Origin of the sequence: Bacteroides sp. AF32-8BH, from assembly GCF_003435205.1 — a bacterium.
Lineage (GTDB): Bacteria > Bacteroidota > Bacteroidia > Bacteroidales > Bacteroidaceae > Bacteroides > Bacteroides ovatus.
Map to the genome: position 1 here is coordinate 1 of NZ_QVLZ01000048.1, position 17,691 is coordinate 17,691.

Consider the following 17,691-nt stretch of genomic DNA (forward strand, 5'->3'; position numbering starts at 1 on the left):
TTTACACTCGGATATTTCTGATTAGTTTTGGTTGTTCTATGGTTATAAATACAATCTTTGAAAGCCTTTGTATCTATAAGCCTTACTGTACTAGGAATAGTTATTTGCTTTAAAGATTTGCAATATTCAAAAGCCCTTTCATTTATAATTTCAATATTATATGGCAAATCTAGTTGGTTTAAATTCTCGCAATGAGAGAATACTCCATAAGGAAGTCTTCTCAAAGCTCCTTGAAAATAAACCTTCTGTAAATTTAAGCAGTAGTTAAAAGCGTGTTCTTTGATAGCGCTTACTGTTTGAGGAATTATAACTTCATGTAAATGTTCACAATGGCAAAAAGCATAGCCTCCAATAGTAATGAGGTTTTGGGGCAAACTTACAGATTCTAGTTCTCTGCAACCACTAAAAGTATTTGATGATATTTGTAAAACAGAATCTGGAATATCTATACGTTTTAATGCAGAACAACCTAAAAAACTACCACTACCAATATATTGCAATTTATCAGGCAAAACAATTGATTTTATTTTTTTACAATCCATAAAAGCAAATGGATGTATTATTTCTGTATTTTGATGAATAATATATTCTTCTCTCAAGTCAGGTGATGCTTTTATTAATATCTTTTGTTTGATATCATATTCAACTCCATATTTGTCTACAATTGTTTCCATAATCTTCCAATAACAATGATACCCTCTAATCAACTAATTTCATATATATAGGAGAATATTTAAAACTATCGATAATATATAAGATAGCCAAAACATTCATTAAATCGCTTCTTATCTCTTCATCAATATAACTAAAATCAGTATAGTAATCAAACAGAAACAAAGCTAAAGTATCTGCACGTGATTCTAAATACTTTAGAATTAAGTCTTGATTTATAAAAGCATCTTTGCTTTCTATCATTGATGGACTTATGATTTTATATGTCAAAGAAGGATAATATTCTTGCCCAATAATATCGAATATTATTTTTATTAAACGCCAATAGTAATTATCTGCTTTTTCTTTTTTGCGAATAGACGTTATCTTACTTATATACTTATATAAAGCTTCAAATTCTTCAAGTGCTATATTTGAAAAGTCAGCAATAGGACTTATATTACCTATATTTAAATCTTTCATTATACATTCTGTTACACTATGCATATATACTTCTATCAGTAGATTTTGATGAATTTTCACATCAAAATTCTCACGTATATATTTTTTACCATTTATAATTTCATATGCGTCACAGTGATAAATGGAATTAGCTTGATTGGTTACAAAAGATTGAGATATTGAATGCCGTTTAATTCTCATGCCAGATTCTAATATATATGAAGTATAAGAGAAAGAATCTATCTGATTGTTTTTTGTTGACATCCCAAGAATATACTTTCTAGGAGCAAAATTTGAGAACCAACTATTACGTGCTTTATTTTTCACTTTAATGTCTAAACAGTACTGAATGATTCGCTTAGGCACAAATGATATATTTTTACACTTATTATTTAAATTAGGTTGAACTAACAAATCTTCCGAATAAGTATTTATGTTGTCTTCTAAAAAGAAAACCTCTTCAATAGCAAAATTATGCACATGATTACAAGATTCGCAAATCAATATATTTTCTTTAAGTATTTTTTTAGATAAAAGTTTAATATCTATTTTTCCTAAACAATCAAAGGGTATATCAATTCCATCATTAGAAACCCACTCTATACTATCATGATAGGAACGTCCACAGTTCTCGCATCTATAGGTATATCCAATATGATAATATTGAGGTATACGTATAGTATCACATTTTATAATTTTCTTCGAAGAAATTGGTTCAGAAGAGAATTCATCTAAATTCATATTATTATAACAAATATTACTGAAATATAGATAAGAATCTAATCCTTGACAACATCTATGACAATAATAAAAAGAAGGGTGTATATTCTTTTTTATATATGACAACACATTATCATACAATTGATTATTATTGGTACATCCCTCTAAAAGAGTGTCTTCAATATATAGAAATGTTGGGATTATATTATTACAGCAAGTATAACAAACATGAAAATTAATAATACTCATAATATCTACAACTAATTATTTTATAAAAATAAACATCTAATATTGTATTATTTAGATGTTTCAAAATTACATATTTTATTTATGAATCACAATGAATTCAAAGAATATTTTGAATATTCTTACATATATTTTAATGGCTCATAATTCAAACATTACTATATTTTATATATCATAATAATCAACATTCTCTTATAAATACATAGGCATTTCCACAAATTCTAGTTTATTTGTCTTTAAATTTAAAAGTGCTTTTTTGAAATACTCCCAATGTGGTTCTTTTGGAAGTGTTGGAAATCTCATTGGTAAAAGAATATCATTTATATAGACTTCAAACATTAAAGAGGAATATTCTTTAAATCTTACTGCTTTTTCATTATACATATTCCACCAATCAAATATATAAGGAGTACACATTAGAAGCCCGTCACATTCCATTGGATTACCTTTGCTGCTAAATTCATATCTATTCGGTGGTACTACTTTTTTTTCTAAACAATACTTATATATACTATTATATACCCTATCTTCTAATGTACCATTGAGATTAAGTAGAAAGGAATCTTCTAAAATGATATACCCACGTGGTATAGCTCTTATTAATCCTAAATTCTCACACCTACTCAATAAGCTTTTAACTTTCTCCCTGCACATCTTTAACTCTTCTGCTATGGACTTTATATTTGCTTTCTCCTTTCTGCAATTGGGAGTATAAATCTTAGTAGTACCTATGTCACATAAACAAGCAAGACGGATTAAAAAGCCTTTTATTTCGTTCTCAATATCCGTCCTGTATATAAACTGTGGATTTAAAAAGTAGAATCTTTGTGGTTCATGGAAATAGTATAAATTCTTCTTCCTTTTATCTCCCTCATAAGGTACACCAAGAGCTTTATCAATTTCTTTTTTATCCTCTTCATTATTGGGATTCAAAGTTTTTATGGATAATATTGATTTATATTCTTTCAATTTGCCAATATAGCCCTCAACTGTACTTTCTGATAAATTTAGTTCTTCTTGCATCTTTTTCTCGCCAATAGCGGAAGCACATTCTTTATTGCATTTAGTCCGTATATAATAAAGTAGTAATGCTTCCATATTGGCACTTTTACTTTGAGGAATACGTATCAGGTCTTTGTTTACCGTTATATATTTCATCAGTAGCTATGAAGTCGTGGTTATCAATCAAAACAATCTCCTGTTTTTCTTTTTCTATCTTCCTGTATCGTGAAGTACCAAAAAATATCTTAGCTTCTTTTCTATTCTTAAAAATTATTCCTGTTGGTTTGTGTAGTATCATATATAAAATACGAAAAACGGGGTGTACCCCTATGGATATTAGTATATTTTGTATTAGTATATTATCCTTGAGTATCTGACACTTTGAAAAACGAGAATCTGACACTTCATATAAATCTTAGTTAAATTGCATTTGGGGTATCGAATAGACCGTGATAACTTTTCCCTGTATCTTCCTTTTGCTTTTAATATAGCCATTTGAGCTAGCCCATAAGCCAACTCTAAGCCTGTTATCTGTAACTCCTTGCTTTAGTGCTTTTTCTCTGATTTCTTCATAGGTGAATGTTTGCATGGTACTGTTTTATAATAAAAATGGTGATAAAATAGTGTATCTTTTGTGCCTGTGCTATCTTATATACTATTTGTAATATATTGATACAAAGGTACTAAGTTTTTAGGGAATGACCTAATACTAGTACCACAAACTGAAAAAATCGACTAGAAGTATTCATATAGTGAAAAAAGTTCACTTAGCAATTAGACGAACTCTATTTTAATATTACCATTTCGCTCTTATCTTACAATTCTATTTTATCAAGCACATCTACCATATTAGGTAATTCATTGTAGTAATCCTTCACATCCGCACTCTTAGGAATATTCAATTCCAATATCCCTAATTCCGATAAGTTATTAATAAACATTTGATATGCTGTAACATCATTCTTGAGCTTTCCTATTTGTTCTAACATTGGACGTGCACATAACAGTTTATTAATGGCAACCTCTTTTATTGTATCATCACAAAATAACTCTTTAGCTCTTTCCAAAACTTTTGGAAGTCTTTTTCTATCCTTAATAATAGACATAAGCTCGTTTATTTCATCATCTAATCCATATATATCTATTCCTTTCATTAATAGCGGAAATAACTCATTTACTTTATCTAAAGCAAATACATAATTTAAAATACCTTCTATATCAGTTGGCACATCATTAGCTATCGGGATTTCTTTCGTTATTGGTGTTTTCTTTGATGACTTTATTTGATTAGCTTCATTTTCAAGAATGACATTCGCTGCATCATTAGATGTTAACTTAACATATTTTTGAAAAGACTCAACATCATTATGTCCTGTAATTTTCATTATAAGATGAGCGTCAAATCCACGTAACAACATATTACAAATAAATGAACGTCTTGCAGTATGGGTCTTTATCAGTTTATAAACAGGAACTTGCTTCTTAGTTACTTCATCACCTCGGTGTTCCACTATGGTATGCAGTCTTGTTATACCAGCCTTTTCTCCAATCTTTGTCAAATAATTTAAAGCCGTCTGATTGGTAAATATAGGAAATTGGTTTTCGTACTTGGCTAGTATCTCTTTAGCTATTGGCAATAATGGTACAGATACCTTATGTTTTGTCTTTTCTTGGATAATCTCAATTATATTTCCATTATCCTTCATTATTCCCTCATTTATTGACTGTGTATCTGTAAAACGCTGACCTATCCAACATTGCAAAACAAACAAATCTCTCACCTGTTCTTCTTTACCAGAGAGTTCCAAAGCATATATCTTACTTATCTCTTCCTCTGTAAGAAATATATCATTGCTATCACCTTCTTTACTTCTAGGCTTCTTATATTTATCAAGGTTAGATTCGTGAATATCAATCATTCCTTGCTGCTCTGCTCTTTTAAGAATACATATTATCTTCTCTACCTTATTACCAACCGTAGTAGTTTTCGTTGTTTTACCTTTACCCACATCTTTATTAAGAAGATAAAGTTCATATCCCTTAATTAAAGGTAGGTTTATGTCACTGAAACTGATAGGACATCTACCTGTCTCATTCAAAAATATTTCAAAGAACTTTATTTGCTTTATGTAATCAGCTCTTGTACTTTCACCTATATTCTTATCAGCAATTATAGCATTGCGTAACCAATGTATAGCATTTTCAGTTTCTTGCTTCTTTACCATAGTATCTTTATATATAAACTTTCGTAATAATTCTACTCCCTGCTCCATTTCGTTGGGATGTTGACAAAGATAGTATTTATATTCGACAAAACTTGCTTTTAATTCTGTCAACTTTTCATTAGTTATAGTGTTATTCCTATTATCAAGTTCGGATAGCCTACAACTAATGTATGCTTCTTGTTTTTCTTCATTCCAATGCTCTGGATATACTTTAACACCCGTAGAGAGTTTAACCTGCTTCCCATTTATTCGACATACCAAATAAATATTAGTAGGCTTATTTGCCTTAGGCTTTCTCAAATGAAACCTTGCTTGTACTTCATTAAAAAAATACTGCTCTTCCATAACCTCGTTCTTCAAAACGGTTCTTCAAGTTGGTTCTTTAAACTCGTTCTTCAAATTGGTTCTTTAAAGGCTAAAAAGTTAATTAAATGAAGAAGTATCCCCTTTTGAAACACCGTAGAACGCGGCTTCACCACCTCGGTGAAGAGCAAAAAAAATGGGGCTTTTCACAAAGCTCCATTTTTCAGTTTTCAATAGGTATTAGTTTTTTTTTAAGGTAAAAAGATTGTTTTCAGGATAACGGTGCAAATATAGGCGGTTTTACCGATACTATCCAAATTATAAAACATGTCATATAACATCTTTTTGAAAATTCTTTGGATTTATTATCATTTGAAGCAAAATCTCCTGTAACTTGTCCGTTACAGGAGACAAATATAAGATAATTTTTTAAGGAGCCCTAATTTCTGTTTAAAAATCGGCAGAAAATTACTTTTCCGGGTAATTTTCATCGGTTTTTCCACGATGTTTTAACACTTTGGCATCAATGAAGAATACAATCTCCTCGGCAATGTTGGTAATATGATCTCCCGAACGTTCCAGTTTACGGAACACGCTGACTAAATCTACGCAAGTATGTACAGCTTCCGGATGTTCGATAATATAGTCTGAAAGAATCCCTGTTGCATCCGCATTGATTTCATCTAGCAAATTATCCTTAGCAAACACTCCTGCCGCCAAATCATTACTCTCTTCATTCAAGGCACGTTTTGCCAGTTCCAACATTGACAACACCTCTGCCTGCATCTCTGCCAGGCGAAGACGAGACAACAGCTCCGCATCCAATACCGGTTCTTTGCAACGAAGTACAAAACGGGCGATCCCTTCCGCAAAGTCACCCAAACGTTCCAGATTTGTGTTAATCTTCAACATAGCCAACACAAAACGAAGATCAATCGCCACCGGATTATACAATGCGATAATATCTTCCACATCACTATCTATCTTCAATTCAAAAGCATTCACCCTGCGCTCGCGAACCATCACCTGTTGAGCCAGCTCCTTGTCAAGGGTCAACACAGCCTCTCCGGCACGGTCAAGCTGGTTGTACACCAAGGTCCACATTTCATCAATTTCCTTCTTCAATAGGATGAGTTCCGATTCTATAAACTTTACCATAGTCTATTATATATAAATGATTAATATTCTATCAATTGGGTTCCAGATACCCGGATTACCCAAAACGTCCCGTTATGTAATTCTGGGTAGCCTCTTTCTCCGGATTGGTGAATATCTTTTTCGTCTGATCGAACTCCACCATTTCTCCCATATAGAAAAACGCCGTCTTATCACTGACACGGGCCGCCTGCTGCATATTATGCGTAACGATTACAATCGTATAATCCTTCTTCAGTTCATGAATCAACTCCTCCACTTTCGCCGTAGAAATAGGATCGAGCGCAGACGCAGGTTCATCCATCAGCAATACCGAAGGAGAGACAGCCATCGCACGGGCGATACAAAGACGCTGCTGCTGTCCGCCGGACAGTGCATAAGCCGATTCCTTCAACTTATCTTTCACCTCATCCCAAAGAGCCGCTCCTTTCAATGTTTCCTCCACACGCTGGCGAATGAAAGCATTATCTTTTATTCCGTTCACACGAAGTCCGTAAGCCACATTCTCGAATATGCTTTTCGGGAAAGGATTGGGACGCTGGAACACCATTCCCACATTCTTGCGGAGTTCGTCCACTTCCACGCCTTTCGCATAGATATTATGTCCGTCGATACGGATTTCTCCCTCCAGACGGGTAGCAGGAATCAAATCATTCATCCGATTGAAAAGCCGGAGAAAAGTAGATTTGCCACAACCGGACGGTCCGATAAAAGCAACAACCGATTTTTCCTCAATCTGCATGCTGATGCCCTTCAATGCATGAAAGTCCCCATACCAGAAGTTCACATCACGCGCATCTATTTTCACTGTATCCATATACTAATTTAGTTCGTTTTTACTCTTTTCTCAAAATACTTTCTCAAGGCATTAGCCAGCAGATTCACCAACAGGATAATCATAATCAATACCAATGCCGTGCCATAAGCCAGCGGCAGTTGTGCCTCCATATCCGTTCCACTGGTGGAAATCACATACAAATGGTAAGGCAAGGCCATACACTGATCCAAAATGCCGGTAGGAAGTTGCGGCAGGAAATATGCGGCACAAGTAAACAGAATCGGCGCCGTCTCTCCCGAAACACGTCCCAAGGCGAGAATCAACCCTGTGATAATGTTTGGCATACCCATCGGCAAAATAACATGCCATATCGTCTGCAACTTCGTCGCTCCCAATGCCCGGCTACCTTCACGCATACTGTCGGGAATGGCTTTCAAGGCTTCCTCCGTTGTCCGGATGACCAAAGGTACGCAAAGCAAACCTAATGTCAAAGAACCTGCCAGAATACTATCACCAAACCCCATATAATTGACAAACAGCGCCATACCGAACAATCCGAATACGATGGAAGGAATACCGCTCAAGTTATTGGTCATCACCCGGATAAAGCGTACCAACCTGCCTTTCGGCGCATACTCATTCATATAAATCCCACTCATCACCCCTATCGGAAATGCAAACAGCGCACTTCCCACCATCAGGTAGAAGGTACCGACAATAGCCGGCCAGATACCGCCACCTGTCATTCCGTCCGTAGGAGCCGAAGTGATAAAATCCCAACTGATAGCACCGATTCCCTTATAGATGATAAATCCCAGAATCGCAAACAATATCAATACAATGCAAAGACTCAACAACCGGAAAATCCCGAAAGCAAATTTCTGCGAATGGTGTTTAGCTTTATTATTACTCCGTATTTCCATCTTATTTACTACGTTTTAATCCTTTAGAAGAAATATATTCCACACTAAAGTTGATAATCAATGTAATGAAGAACAGTACGACACCCAACAGGAACAATGCCTGATAGTGCGGACCACCTGCAGGAGCCTCTCCCAGTTCGGCGGCAATCGTAGCCGGAATGGTACGTAAAGGTTCAAGAATGGTTGTCGGAATCACAGTCGCATTACCGGTCACCATCAATACCGCCATCGTCTCCCCGATAGCACGTCCGATGCCAAGTACCACGCCGGATGTAATACCCGAAATAGAATAAGGAATTACGACCTTATATATAGTCTGCCATTGAGAAGCCCCCAACGCCAGACTCGCTTCCCGCATTGCACGCGGACAGTTACGCATCGCATCTTCCGTCACCGTTATGATGGTAGGCAATGCCATAATGGCCAGTACGATACTCCCTGCCAGGCCGCTCTCTCCCACCGGAAGATTACACAACTTCTGAATCAACGGAACGATGACAATCAACCCGAAAAAGCCATAGACCACGGAAGGAATACCGCTCAACAGTTCGATAATCGGTTTCAGCCAGTTCCGCACTTTCGGGTTTGCCACTTCAGACATATAGATAGAAACCGAAAGCCCGAACGGCAAAGCAAAAAGAATGGCGAACAGACTCACCCACAACGTACCGGTAATCAACGGCAGGAAGCCGAATTGAGCTGCCGGAGTAGCCGTAGGAAACCATTCGGCACCCGCAAATACATCTTTCACGGAAATGGTGTTATCCTCTATGAAATGCACCGCGTCCGGATGAACAATAAACTTCTGCGGAACAAAAGCTACGATACCCGGTGTTTTCTCTACCAGTTCCGTAATCTTGTCGCCTGCATATTCATAAGCAGGTCCCAGCTCCTCTTCCGTATAATACTGCGTTATATCCTCCAAACGAAAAACCCGGATAGGGAGATCTTCCCCACCGAGTTCCTTCCAGTTTGTGATCTCCTCATCAAAAACATTTTTTATCTGTGCAGGGCTCAACACACTAACTTTGTTGCTCTTATTCAGCGCCAACACATATCCCTCTTCAATCACCTTACTCTTGAACAACCCGAAAGCTTCCGTGAAAAGGAAGAGTACAATCAGCAGAATAGTAATACTTGTCACGAAACCGCTACAAGTCAACATTCCTTCTATAATCCTTTCAAATACCTTTTTCATACCTACTATGATTTCTGATGCAAAGAAAGCGTCTCTTTATTAAGGAGGTGTGACTAACGTTTGAAGGAAATGTTTCAATCATGTTACGTTTGTGTTACAAGTATCATTTCCATTCCGGATGAAATGGAAATGTAATATTCGATTGCTTAATTTGCAAAGTCAATAAAAAGAAGAAATATGAAAGTGAGAAGAAACTTATTAATCGCCCTTTCCTTACTCTCGCTCGGTGCCAACGCACAACGTATAAAAGGTAGCGACACGGTACTGCCTGTCGCACAACAGACAGCAGAGCGGTTTATGAACCAGCATCCGGATGCCCGTGTCACTGTAACCGGTGGCGGAACCGGTGTGGGTATCTCCGCTTTAATGGATAATACAACGGACATTGCAATGGCTTCCCGCCCAATCAAGTTCAGCGAGAAGATGAAAATTAAAGCGGCAGGAGAAGAAGTAAACGAAGTGATTGTTGCCTACGACGCCCTCGCCGTGGTGGTGCATCCCTCTAATCCGGTGAAACAGCTGACCCGCCAACAACTGGAGGATATTTTCCGGGGGAAGATAACCAACTGGAAACAGGTAGGCGGAGACAACCGAAAAATAGTAGTCTACTCGCGTGAAACATCGTCCGGTACTTACGAATTTTTCAAAGAGAGCGTACTGAAAAATAAAAACTACATGGCAAGCAGCCTTTCCATGCCGGCAACAGGTGCTATTATCCAGTCTGTCAGCCAGACCAAAGGAGCCATCGGATATGTAGGACTGGCCTACGTGTCTCCCCGTGTCAAAACGCTTTCCGTGTCTTATGACGGAAGCCACTACGCCACCCCTACGGTAGAGAATGCCACCAACAAAACCTACCCTATCGTCCGGCCGCTTTACTACTATTACAATGTAAAAAATAAGGAACAAGTTAGCCCCCTGATTCAGTTTATTCTTTCATCCGACGGACAGGACATTATAAAAAAGAGCGGTTATATTCCGGTTAAATAAAAAAAATGTCCTACTTTTGTAGCCTAAATACAGATAACATTAACCGTTATGACAGATATTAAAAACGAAGAAGCAGGCGAAAAGAAAAGCTTGAACTTTATTGAACAGGCAGTAGAGAAAGACTTGAAAGAAGGTAAAAATGGTGGAAAAGTGCAGACGCGTTTCCCGCCCGAGCCCAACGGCTATCTTCACATCGGCCATGCCAAAGCTATTTGCCTTGATTTCGGCATCGCAGAAAAACACGGCGGTGTATGTAACCTTCGTTTCGACGACACAAACCCTACCAAGGAAGATGTGGAATATGTAGAAGCTATCAAAGAAGATATCCAATGGCTAGGCTACCAGTGGGGAAATGAATATTATGCTTCCGACTATTTCCAGCAATTATGGGATTTCGCTATCCGCCTGATCCAGGAGGGAAAAGCATATATCGACGAACAGAGTTCCGAACTGATTGCACAGCAGAAAGGTACTCCTACCCAACCGGGTGTGGAAAGCCCTTACCGGAACCGTCCTATCGAAGAGAGCCTCGAACTTTTTAAGAAAATGAATAGCGGCGAGATCGAAGAAGGCGCCATGGTGCTCCGTGCCAAGATTGACATGGCTAATCCGAATATGCACTTCCGCGATCCGATTATTTACCGTGTAGTGAAACACCCGCACCACCGTACGGGTACTACCTGGAAAGCTTATCCGATGTATGACTTCGCCCACGGACAGAGTGACTTCTTCGAAGGAGTGACTCATTCTCTGTGCACACTTGAATTTGTGGTACACCGTCCGCTTTACGACCTCTTCATCGATTGGTTGAAAGAGGGAAAAGACCTGAACGACAACCGTCCCCGTCAGACTGAATTCAACAAACTGAACCTAAGTTACACCCTGATGAGCAAACGTAACCTGCTCACACTGGTGAAAGAAGGATTGGTAAACGGATGGGACGACCCTCGTATGCCGACGATCTGCGGTTTCCGCCGTCGCGGTTATTCACCGGAGTCCATTCATAAGTTTATCGATAAAATCGGATATACCACTTACGATGCCCTGAACGACATCGCCCTGTTGGAAAGCTCTGTCCGGGATGATTTGAACAGCCGTGCTACCCGTATATCTGCAGTAATCAACCCGGTTAAACTGATTATCACCAACTATCCCGAAGGACAGGTTGAAGAACTGGAAGCAATCAACAATCCGGAAGATCCGGAAGCAGGAAGTCACCTGATCGAGTTCAGCCGCGAATTGTGGATGGAGCGCGAAGACTTCATGGAAGACGCTCCCAAGAAATATTTCCGCATGACACCGGGACAAGAAGTACGTCTCAAAAATGCTTATATCGTAAAATGCACCGGTTGCAAGAAAGACGAAAACGGTGTTATCACAGAAGTATATTGCGAATATGACGCAAATACCCGCAGCGGCATGCCGGATGCGAACCGCAAGGTGAAAGGTACGCTCCACTGGGTAAGCTGCAACCACTGCCTGCAAGCAGAAGTACGTTTGTACGACCGTCTGTGGAAAGTGGAAAATCCACGTGACGAACTGGCCGCCATCCGCGAAGCAAAAAAATGCGAAGCACTGGAAGCCATGAAAGAAATCATTAATCCGGATTCATTGAAAGTTCTGCCTAACTGCTACATAGAGAAGTTCGCAGCTACCCTGCCTCCACTCTCCTATCTGCAGTTCCAACGGATCGGTTACTTTAATATCGACAAAGAATCAACCCCGGATAAACTAATCTTCAACCGTACAGTAGGGTTGAAAGACACATGGGGTAAGATTAATAAATAACTAAGCTTTCAAGCTTAACTTTACAATGGGGCTGTGTCAAAAGGATCATCATCTGAACTTTTGCAACAGCCCCATCTTAGCAATTAAAAATCTAAAAGTAAAATGGGTAGAAAAAATTCGCCATCAGCAAAAAAGGAACTAGTCACACTAATCACAAACTACGAAGAAGCAAAAGCAGAAAACCGACAACTTTATCTGGATGCTGACCAATTGGCCGACATCGCCGACTGGTATGCCTCCGAGCGAAAATTTGAAGAAGCACAAGAAGTAATCACTTATGGACTTAAAATACATCCGGGAAACACAGATTTGCTTATAGAACAAGCATATCTTTACCTGGATACCCAAAAGCTGCAAAAAGCAAAAAAAGTAGCGGATTCGATTACCGAAGAATTTGATTCCGAAGTGAAACTGCTGAAAGCCGAACTATTGCTGAATGGAGGAAAACTGGAGGAAGCTCAATGGCTGTTAAGCACAATAGCGGATGCCGACGAGCTGGAAACAATCATTGATGTTGTATTTCTCTATCTGGACATGGGATACCCGGACGCAGCCAAAGAATGGCTCGACAGAGGTAAATCCCGTTATGCCGAAGATGAAGAATACATGGCTCTCACAGCCGATTATCTGGCATCGACCCATCAGGTAGAATCAGCCATCACCTATTACAATAAACTCATTGACAAATCTCCATTCAACCCTTCCTACTGGATGGGACTGGTGAAATGTTACTTTGTCCAGGAACAAATAGACAAAGCCATCGAAGCCTGTGATTTCGCATTGGCAGCCGACGATCAGTACGGGGAAGCTTATGCCTACAAGGCACATTGTTTCTTCTATCTGAACAATTCGGATGATGCCATCGAGAATTACCAAAAGGCGATTGAGCTCAAAGCCATTCCCCCCGAACTGGGTTACATGTTTATGGGAATATCCTACGGTAATAAAGAAGAATGGCAAAAAGCCGATGACTATTACGACAAAGTGATCGAACGTTTTGAAGAAGACGGAGACAAGCAGTCTATTTTATTGATAGACACCTATACCAGCAAAGCATTCGCCCTGTCTCACCTGGAAAGGTATGAAGAGGCGCATGAACTATGCGAGAAAGCCAAAGAGATAAACCCGAACGAGGGATTGATTTATCTGACAGAAGGAAAACTATACCTGGCAGAGGAACTGGAAGACGAAGCTGCCATCTCTTTCGAAAAAGCGATAGAGATCAACCCGAACATAGAAATGTGGTATATGATTGCCTCTGCTTATTCGGAAAGTGACTATCTGATCGAAGCGAAAGAATACTTTGAAAAAGTGTACCAGATAAATCCGAAATACGAAGATGTGACGGAGAAATTGAGTGTTCTTTGCCTCATGCACGGTGAAATCGACAACTTCTTTAAATATAACAAGGAATGTGAACATCCACTGGAAGAAGACATGATCCTGGATCTGTTGAACAGTCCCGAACACAGAGAAGAAGACGAAAGAACTCTCAAAGAAGTGTGGGAACGCATGAAAAAAGAGAATAAGAAAAAAACAAAAGGAAAAAAATAAATCAATTTATAAATTCTATCCTCAAAAAACATGGAATCAGTAGCAGAACTTCTTAAATGGGTATTAGAAAACTTGAACTATTGGGTAGTCACTATTTTTATGGCTATCGAAAGCTCTTTTATTCCCTTCCCCTCGGAAGCCGTAGTACCCCCTGCCGCATGGAAAGCTATGGCAGACGACAGTATGAATATCTTTCTCGTTGTCCTATTTGCAACTATAGGAGCAGATATCGGTGCATTAGTTAATTATTACCTGGCACGTTGGTTGGGTCGTCCTATTATCTATAAATTCGCTAACAGCCGTTTAGGGCACATGTGCCTTATTGACGAAGAGAAAATACACCATGCAGAAGAATATTTCAGAAAGCACGGTGCAGCCTCTACTTTCTTTGGCCGTCTTATTCCGGCTGTACGCCAACTTATCAGTATTCCCGCAGGGTTAGCCGGCATGAAAATAGGTCCTTTCCTGCTTTATACAACTCTCGGCGCTGCTATATGGAACAGCATATTAGCTTTGCTCGGATACCTGATTTACCGTTTTACAGACCTCAAAACGACTAACGATGTCTATGTAATGGCCACCGAATACAGTCACGAAATCGGCTATGTCATTATAGCAGTGGTGGTAATTGTAATCGTTTTTTTGGCTTATAAAGGGCTGAAAAAAAGAAAATAAGTAGTAAAATACTCATTGCAAAGCCACAGAGGACGCAGAGAACACAAAGCAAGAACATAGAGTTACCGGGGCATCCATTATTGTAAATCGGCTATTACCCGTTAAATTCTTACTTCTTTGTGTATTCTACGTCCTCTGTGGTTTATTTTTTGTGGTAGATAAGAGCTAATTAGAAATTAAACTGAACTCCTACTCCCAATATCTCTTTAAATTGCACACGAGCACCTTTTGTACCATCCTTTTGCACGATTTTCACATCATCGTCATACATCAGGTTAGTAGTAAGTGTGGTTGAGAACCATTTATTGATAATCATATTTACTTGTACTTCCCAGTTCACATCTATATTCAGCGGCTTATGCAGATAATCGGAATATAGATCCAAACGTGAATATACCGTCATATTTTTCAAGAATTCATATTTGGCTTCTCCTTTCAAGTTAGCACCGAAGCTGGATAATAGATGTTTGCCCGGATCCACTCCATAAGCTCCTTCGTCAGAGAGACGGTCATTGAGTACAAATGTTCCGCGCCACGCAGCAGGAGACAATACAACGGTAAATATCTTACCCGGATCATACGTAAAGCCCAAACCGGTAGTCAAATAGGCAGGAGCCATAAATTCGGAGATAGCAATGTCTTTATTGACGGAGTAGTCATATCCTGGAGAAAACTGTGTCTGGAAAGTGGCGAACGCACTGGCATACCAACTTTTGGCAATAGCATAGCCATAATTCGTATTCAAATAGATTTTATCATTTGCTTTCCTGGTTCCGTCGTCACCGGTCTTATTTAATCCATAAGCCAGTTCGATACGATTATTCCACAGATGTTTTCCTTTCTTATAATTAATCTGATAAGTGCCCTGCAAGTCAAAGGCAACGGAGTTATCACCTCCGGCAGCCCAATTAGTGAGGCTCACTTGCGTTAGTTTCAGTCCGGCAAATCCTTCTTTTGTCCAGGGAGAAATTTGTGTACTATCGGCAGTTTGGGCCGACAAGGTTCCAACGCCCATACATAACAGGGCGATGAATAGAGTTTTCATTTTGTTCATGATAGTTGAGGTTTAGTGTAGAAAAAACACAACCTAACAAGAACGGAGCCTTGGCAGTTTACCAAGCCTTTTTACCAGTTCCCATTAGGTCAAAATCTTTAAGATAAGTAGCAGGCTTAAGTATTAAGTATTAGCCATATTCGTTTATTAGCTGCAACTAATAGTTAATACCTAATACTTAATACTCCATATTCTATATTACTTTACAGCAGCTAAGGCTTTGTCATAATCAGGCTCCTGGGTGATTTCAGGAACAAGTTCCGTATATGCAATTTTGCCATCTTTGCCAATCACAACTACCGCACGCGCCAAAAGTCCTGCTAACGGACCATCTGCCATACGCACTCCGTAACTTTCGTCGAAATCAGAGAAGCGGAAATCAGACAATGGAATTACATTTTCAATACCTTCTGTCGTACAGAAACGGCCGTGTGCAAAAGGAAGATCCTTAGAAATAGCCAATACTACCGTATCTTTCAATCCGGCAGCCATTTTATTAAACTTACGTACAGAAGTTGCACATACGCTGGTATCCAGACTAGGGAAAATATTTAAAATCACATTTTTACCATTTAAATCTTTCAGAGAGAAAGAAGATAAATCTGTTTTTACCAGCTCGAAGTCAGGAGCTACCTTACCTACTTGTATAAATTCACCGATCAGTTTCACCGGTTGTTCTTTGAAATTTGTTGTTGCCATAATGCATGTATTTTTAAAATTTACTTTATATAGGAAACAACTATTCCCCCAAATATGTTCACGGAAAACCTTTTCTAAATTCAATTTGTTATTCCTCAACGAAATCACTCTAGTGTTCAATTTAAAATATAAAATGTATGGAAACTGTATTCAATGAGATTCAACATTCAGTAAAAAATTGGTGGACTTCTCTTCTTTTGGGAATCGTGTATATCATTGTAGCCCTTTGGCTCATGTTCTCACCCGTAAGCACCTATGTAGCTCTAAGTATCATTTTCAGTGTATCGATGCTGATAAGCGGTATTCTGGAAATCATCTTTGCTCTTAGCAACCGGAAAGGTGTCCCGAGCTGGGGATGGTATATCGTAGGAGGACTCATCGACCTCGTTCTGGGTATTTACCTGATTGCCTATCCGATGGTCAGCATGGAAGTTATCCCTTTCATCATAGCCTTCTGGCTTATGTTCCGAGGGTTCTCCTCCACCGGCTATTCCATCGACCTGAAACGTTACGGAACCCGCGACTGGGGCTGGTACATGGCTTTCGGTATTCTTGCCATCCTGTGCTCTCTTTTAATATTATGGCACCCCGCCATAGGAGCGCTCTACGCAGTGTATATGATTTCTTTTGCTTTCCTCATCATCGGACTTTTCCGTGTCATGCTTTCATTTGAATTAAAGAATCTGCATAAAAGAAAATAAAAAGCTTTCGGCACTTACTTTGGGATTTTGTTTATCTTTGTAGGCAATTTACATAAATCAATTAATTAAAAAGGAAGAAAATTATGGCAATGCATACATGGTTTGAGTGCAAGATCCGTTATGAAAAAGTAATGGAAAACGGAATGCAGAAGAAAGTAACTGAACCTTATCTTGTTGACGCACTCAGTTTTACAGAAGCAGAAGCACGGATTATTGAAGAAATGACTCCGTTTATCTCCGGAGAATTTACCGTTTCGGATATTAAACGTGCCAACTATAGCGAACTTTTCCCTAGCGACAAAGAAAGTGCCGACCGCTGGTTCAAATGCAAACTTATTTTCATCACTCTGGATGAAAAAAGCGGTGCTGAAAAAAAGACTTCCACCCAAGTACTGGTACAAGCTGCCGACTTGCGCGACGCAGTCAAGAAGCTGGATGAAGGAATGAAAGGAACCATGGCAGATTATCAGATCGGTATGGTATCCGAGACTCCGCTCATGGATGTATATCCTTACAGCGCCGAACCGAATGACAAACCGGAGTTTGATCCATCAAAAGCATAAGTAA

At 38.8% G+C, this 17,691-nt stretch carries 16 protein-coding genes; 6 read left to right on the top strand and 10 right to left on the bottom strand.

All coding sequences use genetic code 11. From position 1 onward, the window contains the following. The 8 genes from DWZ47_RS25030 to pstC all read right to left on the bottom strand — a co-directional run. The coding region (locus DWZ47_RS25030) for a leucine-rich repeat domain-containing protein (RefSeq protein WP_147330795.1) at positions 1–674 on the bottom strand (674 nt) is incomplete at its 3' end. A gap of 25 nt (positions 675–699) precedes the next feature. After that, positions 700–1,854 carry a hypothetical protein gene (locus DWZ47_RS25035; RefSeq protein ID WP_117515037.1) on the bottom strand — a complete coding sequence of 385 codons (1,155 nt, stop codon included), beginning with the start codon at positions 1,852–1,854 and terminating at the stop codon, positions 700–702. A gap of 417 nt (positions 1,855–2,271) precedes the next feature. Then, entirely contained in the window at positions 2,272–3,177 is a 906-nt protein-coding gene (locus tag DWZ47_RS25040) for a hypothetical protein (RefSeq protein ID WP_233525105.1), read from the bottom strand. Positions 3,178–3,896: 719 nt separating this feature from the next. Beyond that, entirely contained in the window at positions 3,897–5,651 is a 1,755-nt protein-coding gene (locus DWZ47_RS25050) for a site-specific integrase (RefSeq protein ID WP_072067140.1), read from the bottom strand. 426 nt (positions 5,652–6,077) lie between these two features. Beyond that, positions 6,078–6,767, bottom strand: a complete 690-nt coding sequence (gene phoU, locus DWZ47_RS25055) for a phosphate signaling complex protein PhoU (RefSeq protein ID WP_004296659.1) — start codon at positions 6,765–6,767, stop codon at positions 6,078–6,080. Between the two features lie 55 nt (positions 6,768–6,822). Then, the gene (gene pstB / locus DWZ47_RS25060; RefSeq protein WP_004296658.1) at positions 6,823–7,581 is read right to left on the bottom strand and encodes a phosphate ABC transporter ATP-binding protein PstB; all 759 of its coding nucleotides are present in this window, start codon (positions 7,579–7,581) and stop codon (positions 6,823–6,825) included. Between the two features lie 8 nt (positions 7,582–7,589). Beyond that, complete coding sequence (gene pstA / locus DWZ47_RS25065) at positions 7,590–8,465, bottom strand: phosphate ABC transporter permease PstA (protein WP_117515041.1); 876 nt, start codon at positions 8,463–8,465, stop codon at positions 7,590–7,592. A 1-nt stretch (position 8,466) separates the two neighbouring features. Next, positions 8,467–9,663, bottom strand: coding sequence for a phosphate ABC transporter permease subunit PstC (gene pstC / locus DWZ47_RS25070; protein ID WP_117515043.1), 1,197 nt, complete (start codon positions 9,661–9,663; stop codon positions 8,467–8,469). A 177-nt stretch (positions 9,664–9,840) separates the two neighbouring features. On the opposite strand from pstC, the gene DWZ47_RS25075 reads away from it, so the two are divergent. The 4 genes from DWZ47_RS25075 to DWZ47_RS25090 all read left to right on the top strand — a co-directional run bounded on the left by DWZ47_RS25075 (position 9,841) and on the right by DWZ47_RS25090 (position 14,670). Further along, a complete protein-coding gene (locus DWZ47_RS25075; protein ID WP_004310267.1) occupies positions 9,841–10,653 on the top strand; it encodes a PstS family phosphate ABC transporter substrate-binding protein in 813 nt (270 codons plus the stop codon). Between the two features lie 48 nt (positions 10,654–10,701). After that, positions 10,702–12,441, top strand: a complete 1,740-nt coding sequence (locus tag DWZ47_RS25080) for a glutamine--tRNA ligase/YqeY domain fusion protein (RefSeq protein WP_004303881.1) — start codon at positions 10,702–10,704, stop codon at positions 12,439–12,441. A 102-nt stretch (positions 12,442–12,543) separates the two neighbouring features. Further along, complete coding sequence (locus tag DWZ47_RS25085) at positions 12,544–13,995, top strand: tetratricopeptide repeat protein (RefSeq protein WP_117515045.1); 1,452 nt, start codon at positions 12,544–12,546, stop codon at positions 13,993–13,995. 30 nt (positions 13,996–14,025) lie between these two features. Next, positions 14,026–14,670, top strand: a complete 645-nt coding sequence (locus tag DWZ47_RS25090; RefSeq protein ID WP_004296652.1) for a DedA family protein — start codon at positions 14,026–14,028, stop codon at positions 14,668–14,670. A 169-nt stretch (positions 14,671–14,839) separates the two neighbouring features. Here DWZ47_RS25090 and DWZ47_RS25095 read toward each other — a convergent pair whose 3' ends face one another. Next, positions 14,840–15,724 carry a DUF3078 domain-containing protein gene (locus DWZ47_RS25095; protein WP_004296651.1) on the bottom strand — a complete coding sequence of 295 codons (885 nt, stop codon included), beginning with the start codon at positions 15,722–15,724 and terminating at the stop codon, positions 14,840–14,842. 198 nt (positions 15,725–15,922) lie between these two features. Further along, positions 15,923–16,423 (bottom strand): thiol peroxidase, encoded by a 501-nt coding sequence (gene tpx, locus DWZ47_RS25100; protein WP_117515047.1) that lies wholly within the window; start codon positions 16,421–16,423, stop codon positions 15,923–15,925. 137 nt (positions 16,424–16,560) lie between these two features. Between tpx and DWZ47_RS25105 the strand changes: the two genes are divergently transcribed. Both DWZ47_RS25105 and DWZ47_RS25110 read left to right on the top strand, forming a co-directional pair. Next, positions 16,561–17,124, top strand: coding sequence for an HdeD family acid-resistance protein (locus tag DWZ47_RS25105; RefSeq protein WP_032854764.1), 564 nt, complete (start codon positions 16,561–16,563; stop codon positions 17,122–17,124). Between the two features lie 83 nt (positions 17,125–17,207). Further along, a complete protein-coding gene (locus DWZ47_RS25110) occupies positions 17,208–17,687 on the top strand; it encodes a DUF4494 domain-containing protein (protein WP_117515049.1) in 480 nt (159 codons plus the stop codon). Positions 17,688–17,691 lie beyond the last annotated feature (4 nt).

Bases quoted from the DNA above. Each gene is read 5' to 3' on its own strand.
- pstC (WP_117515043.1), bottom strand. From the start codon at position 9,663: ATGAAAAAGGTATTTGAAAGGATTATAGAAGGAATGTTGACTTGTAGC.
- DWZ47_RS25090 (WP_004296652.1), top strand. From the start codon at position 14,026: ATGGAATCAGTAGCAGAACTTCTTAAATGGGTATTAGAAAACTTGAAC.
- DWZ47_RS25035 (WP_117515037.1), bottom strand. From the start codon at position 1,854: ATGAATTTAGATGAATTCTCTTCTGAACCAATTTCTTCGAAGAAAATT.
- pstB (WP_004296658.1), bottom strand. From the start codon at position 7,581: ATGGATACAGTGAAAATAGATGCGCGTGATGTGAACTTCTGGTATGGG.
- DWZ47_RS25075 (WP_004310267.1), top strand. From the start codon at position 9,841: ATGAAAGTGAGAAGAAACTTATTAATCGCCCTTTCCTTACTCTCGCTC.
- phoU (WP_004296659.1), bottom strand. From the start codon at position 6,767: ATGGTAAAGTTTATAGAATCGGAACTCATCCTATTGAAGAAGGAAATT.
- tpx (WP_117515047.1), bottom strand. From the start codon at position 16,423: ATGGCAACAACAAATTTCAAAGAACAACCGGTGAAACTGATCGGTGAA.
- DWZ47_RS25080 (WP_004303881.1), top strand. From the start codon at position 10,702: ATGACAGATATTAAAAACGAAGAAGCAGGCGAAAAGAAAAGCTTGAAC.
- DWZ47_RS25085 (WP_117515045.1), top strand. From the start codon at position 12,544: ATGGGTAGAAAAAATTCGCCATCAGCAAAAAAGGAACTAGTCACACTA.
- DWZ47_RS25105 (WP_032854764.1), top strand. From the start codon at position 16,561: ATGGAAACTGTATTCAATGAGATTCAACATTCAGTAAAAAATTGGTGG.
- pstA (WP_117515041.1), bottom strand. From the start codon at position 8,465: ATGGAAATACGGAGTAATAATAAAGCTAAACACCATTCGCAGAAATTT.
- DWZ47_RS25110 (WP_117515049.1), top strand. From the start codon at position 17,208: ATGGCAATGCATACATGGTTTGAGTGCAAGATCCGTTATGAAAAAGTA.
- DWZ47_RS25050 (WP_072067140.1), bottom strand. From the start codon at position 5,651: ATGGAAGAGCAGTATTTTTTTAATGAAGTACAAGCAAGGTTTCATTTG.
- DWZ47_RS25095 (WP_004296651.1), bottom strand. From the start codon at position 15,724: ATGAACAAAATGAAAACTCTATTCATCGCCCTGTTATGTATGGGCGTT.
- DWZ47_RS25040 (WP_233525105.1), bottom strand. From the start codon at position 3,177: ATGGAAGCATTACTACTTTATTATATACGGACTAAATGCAATAAAGAA.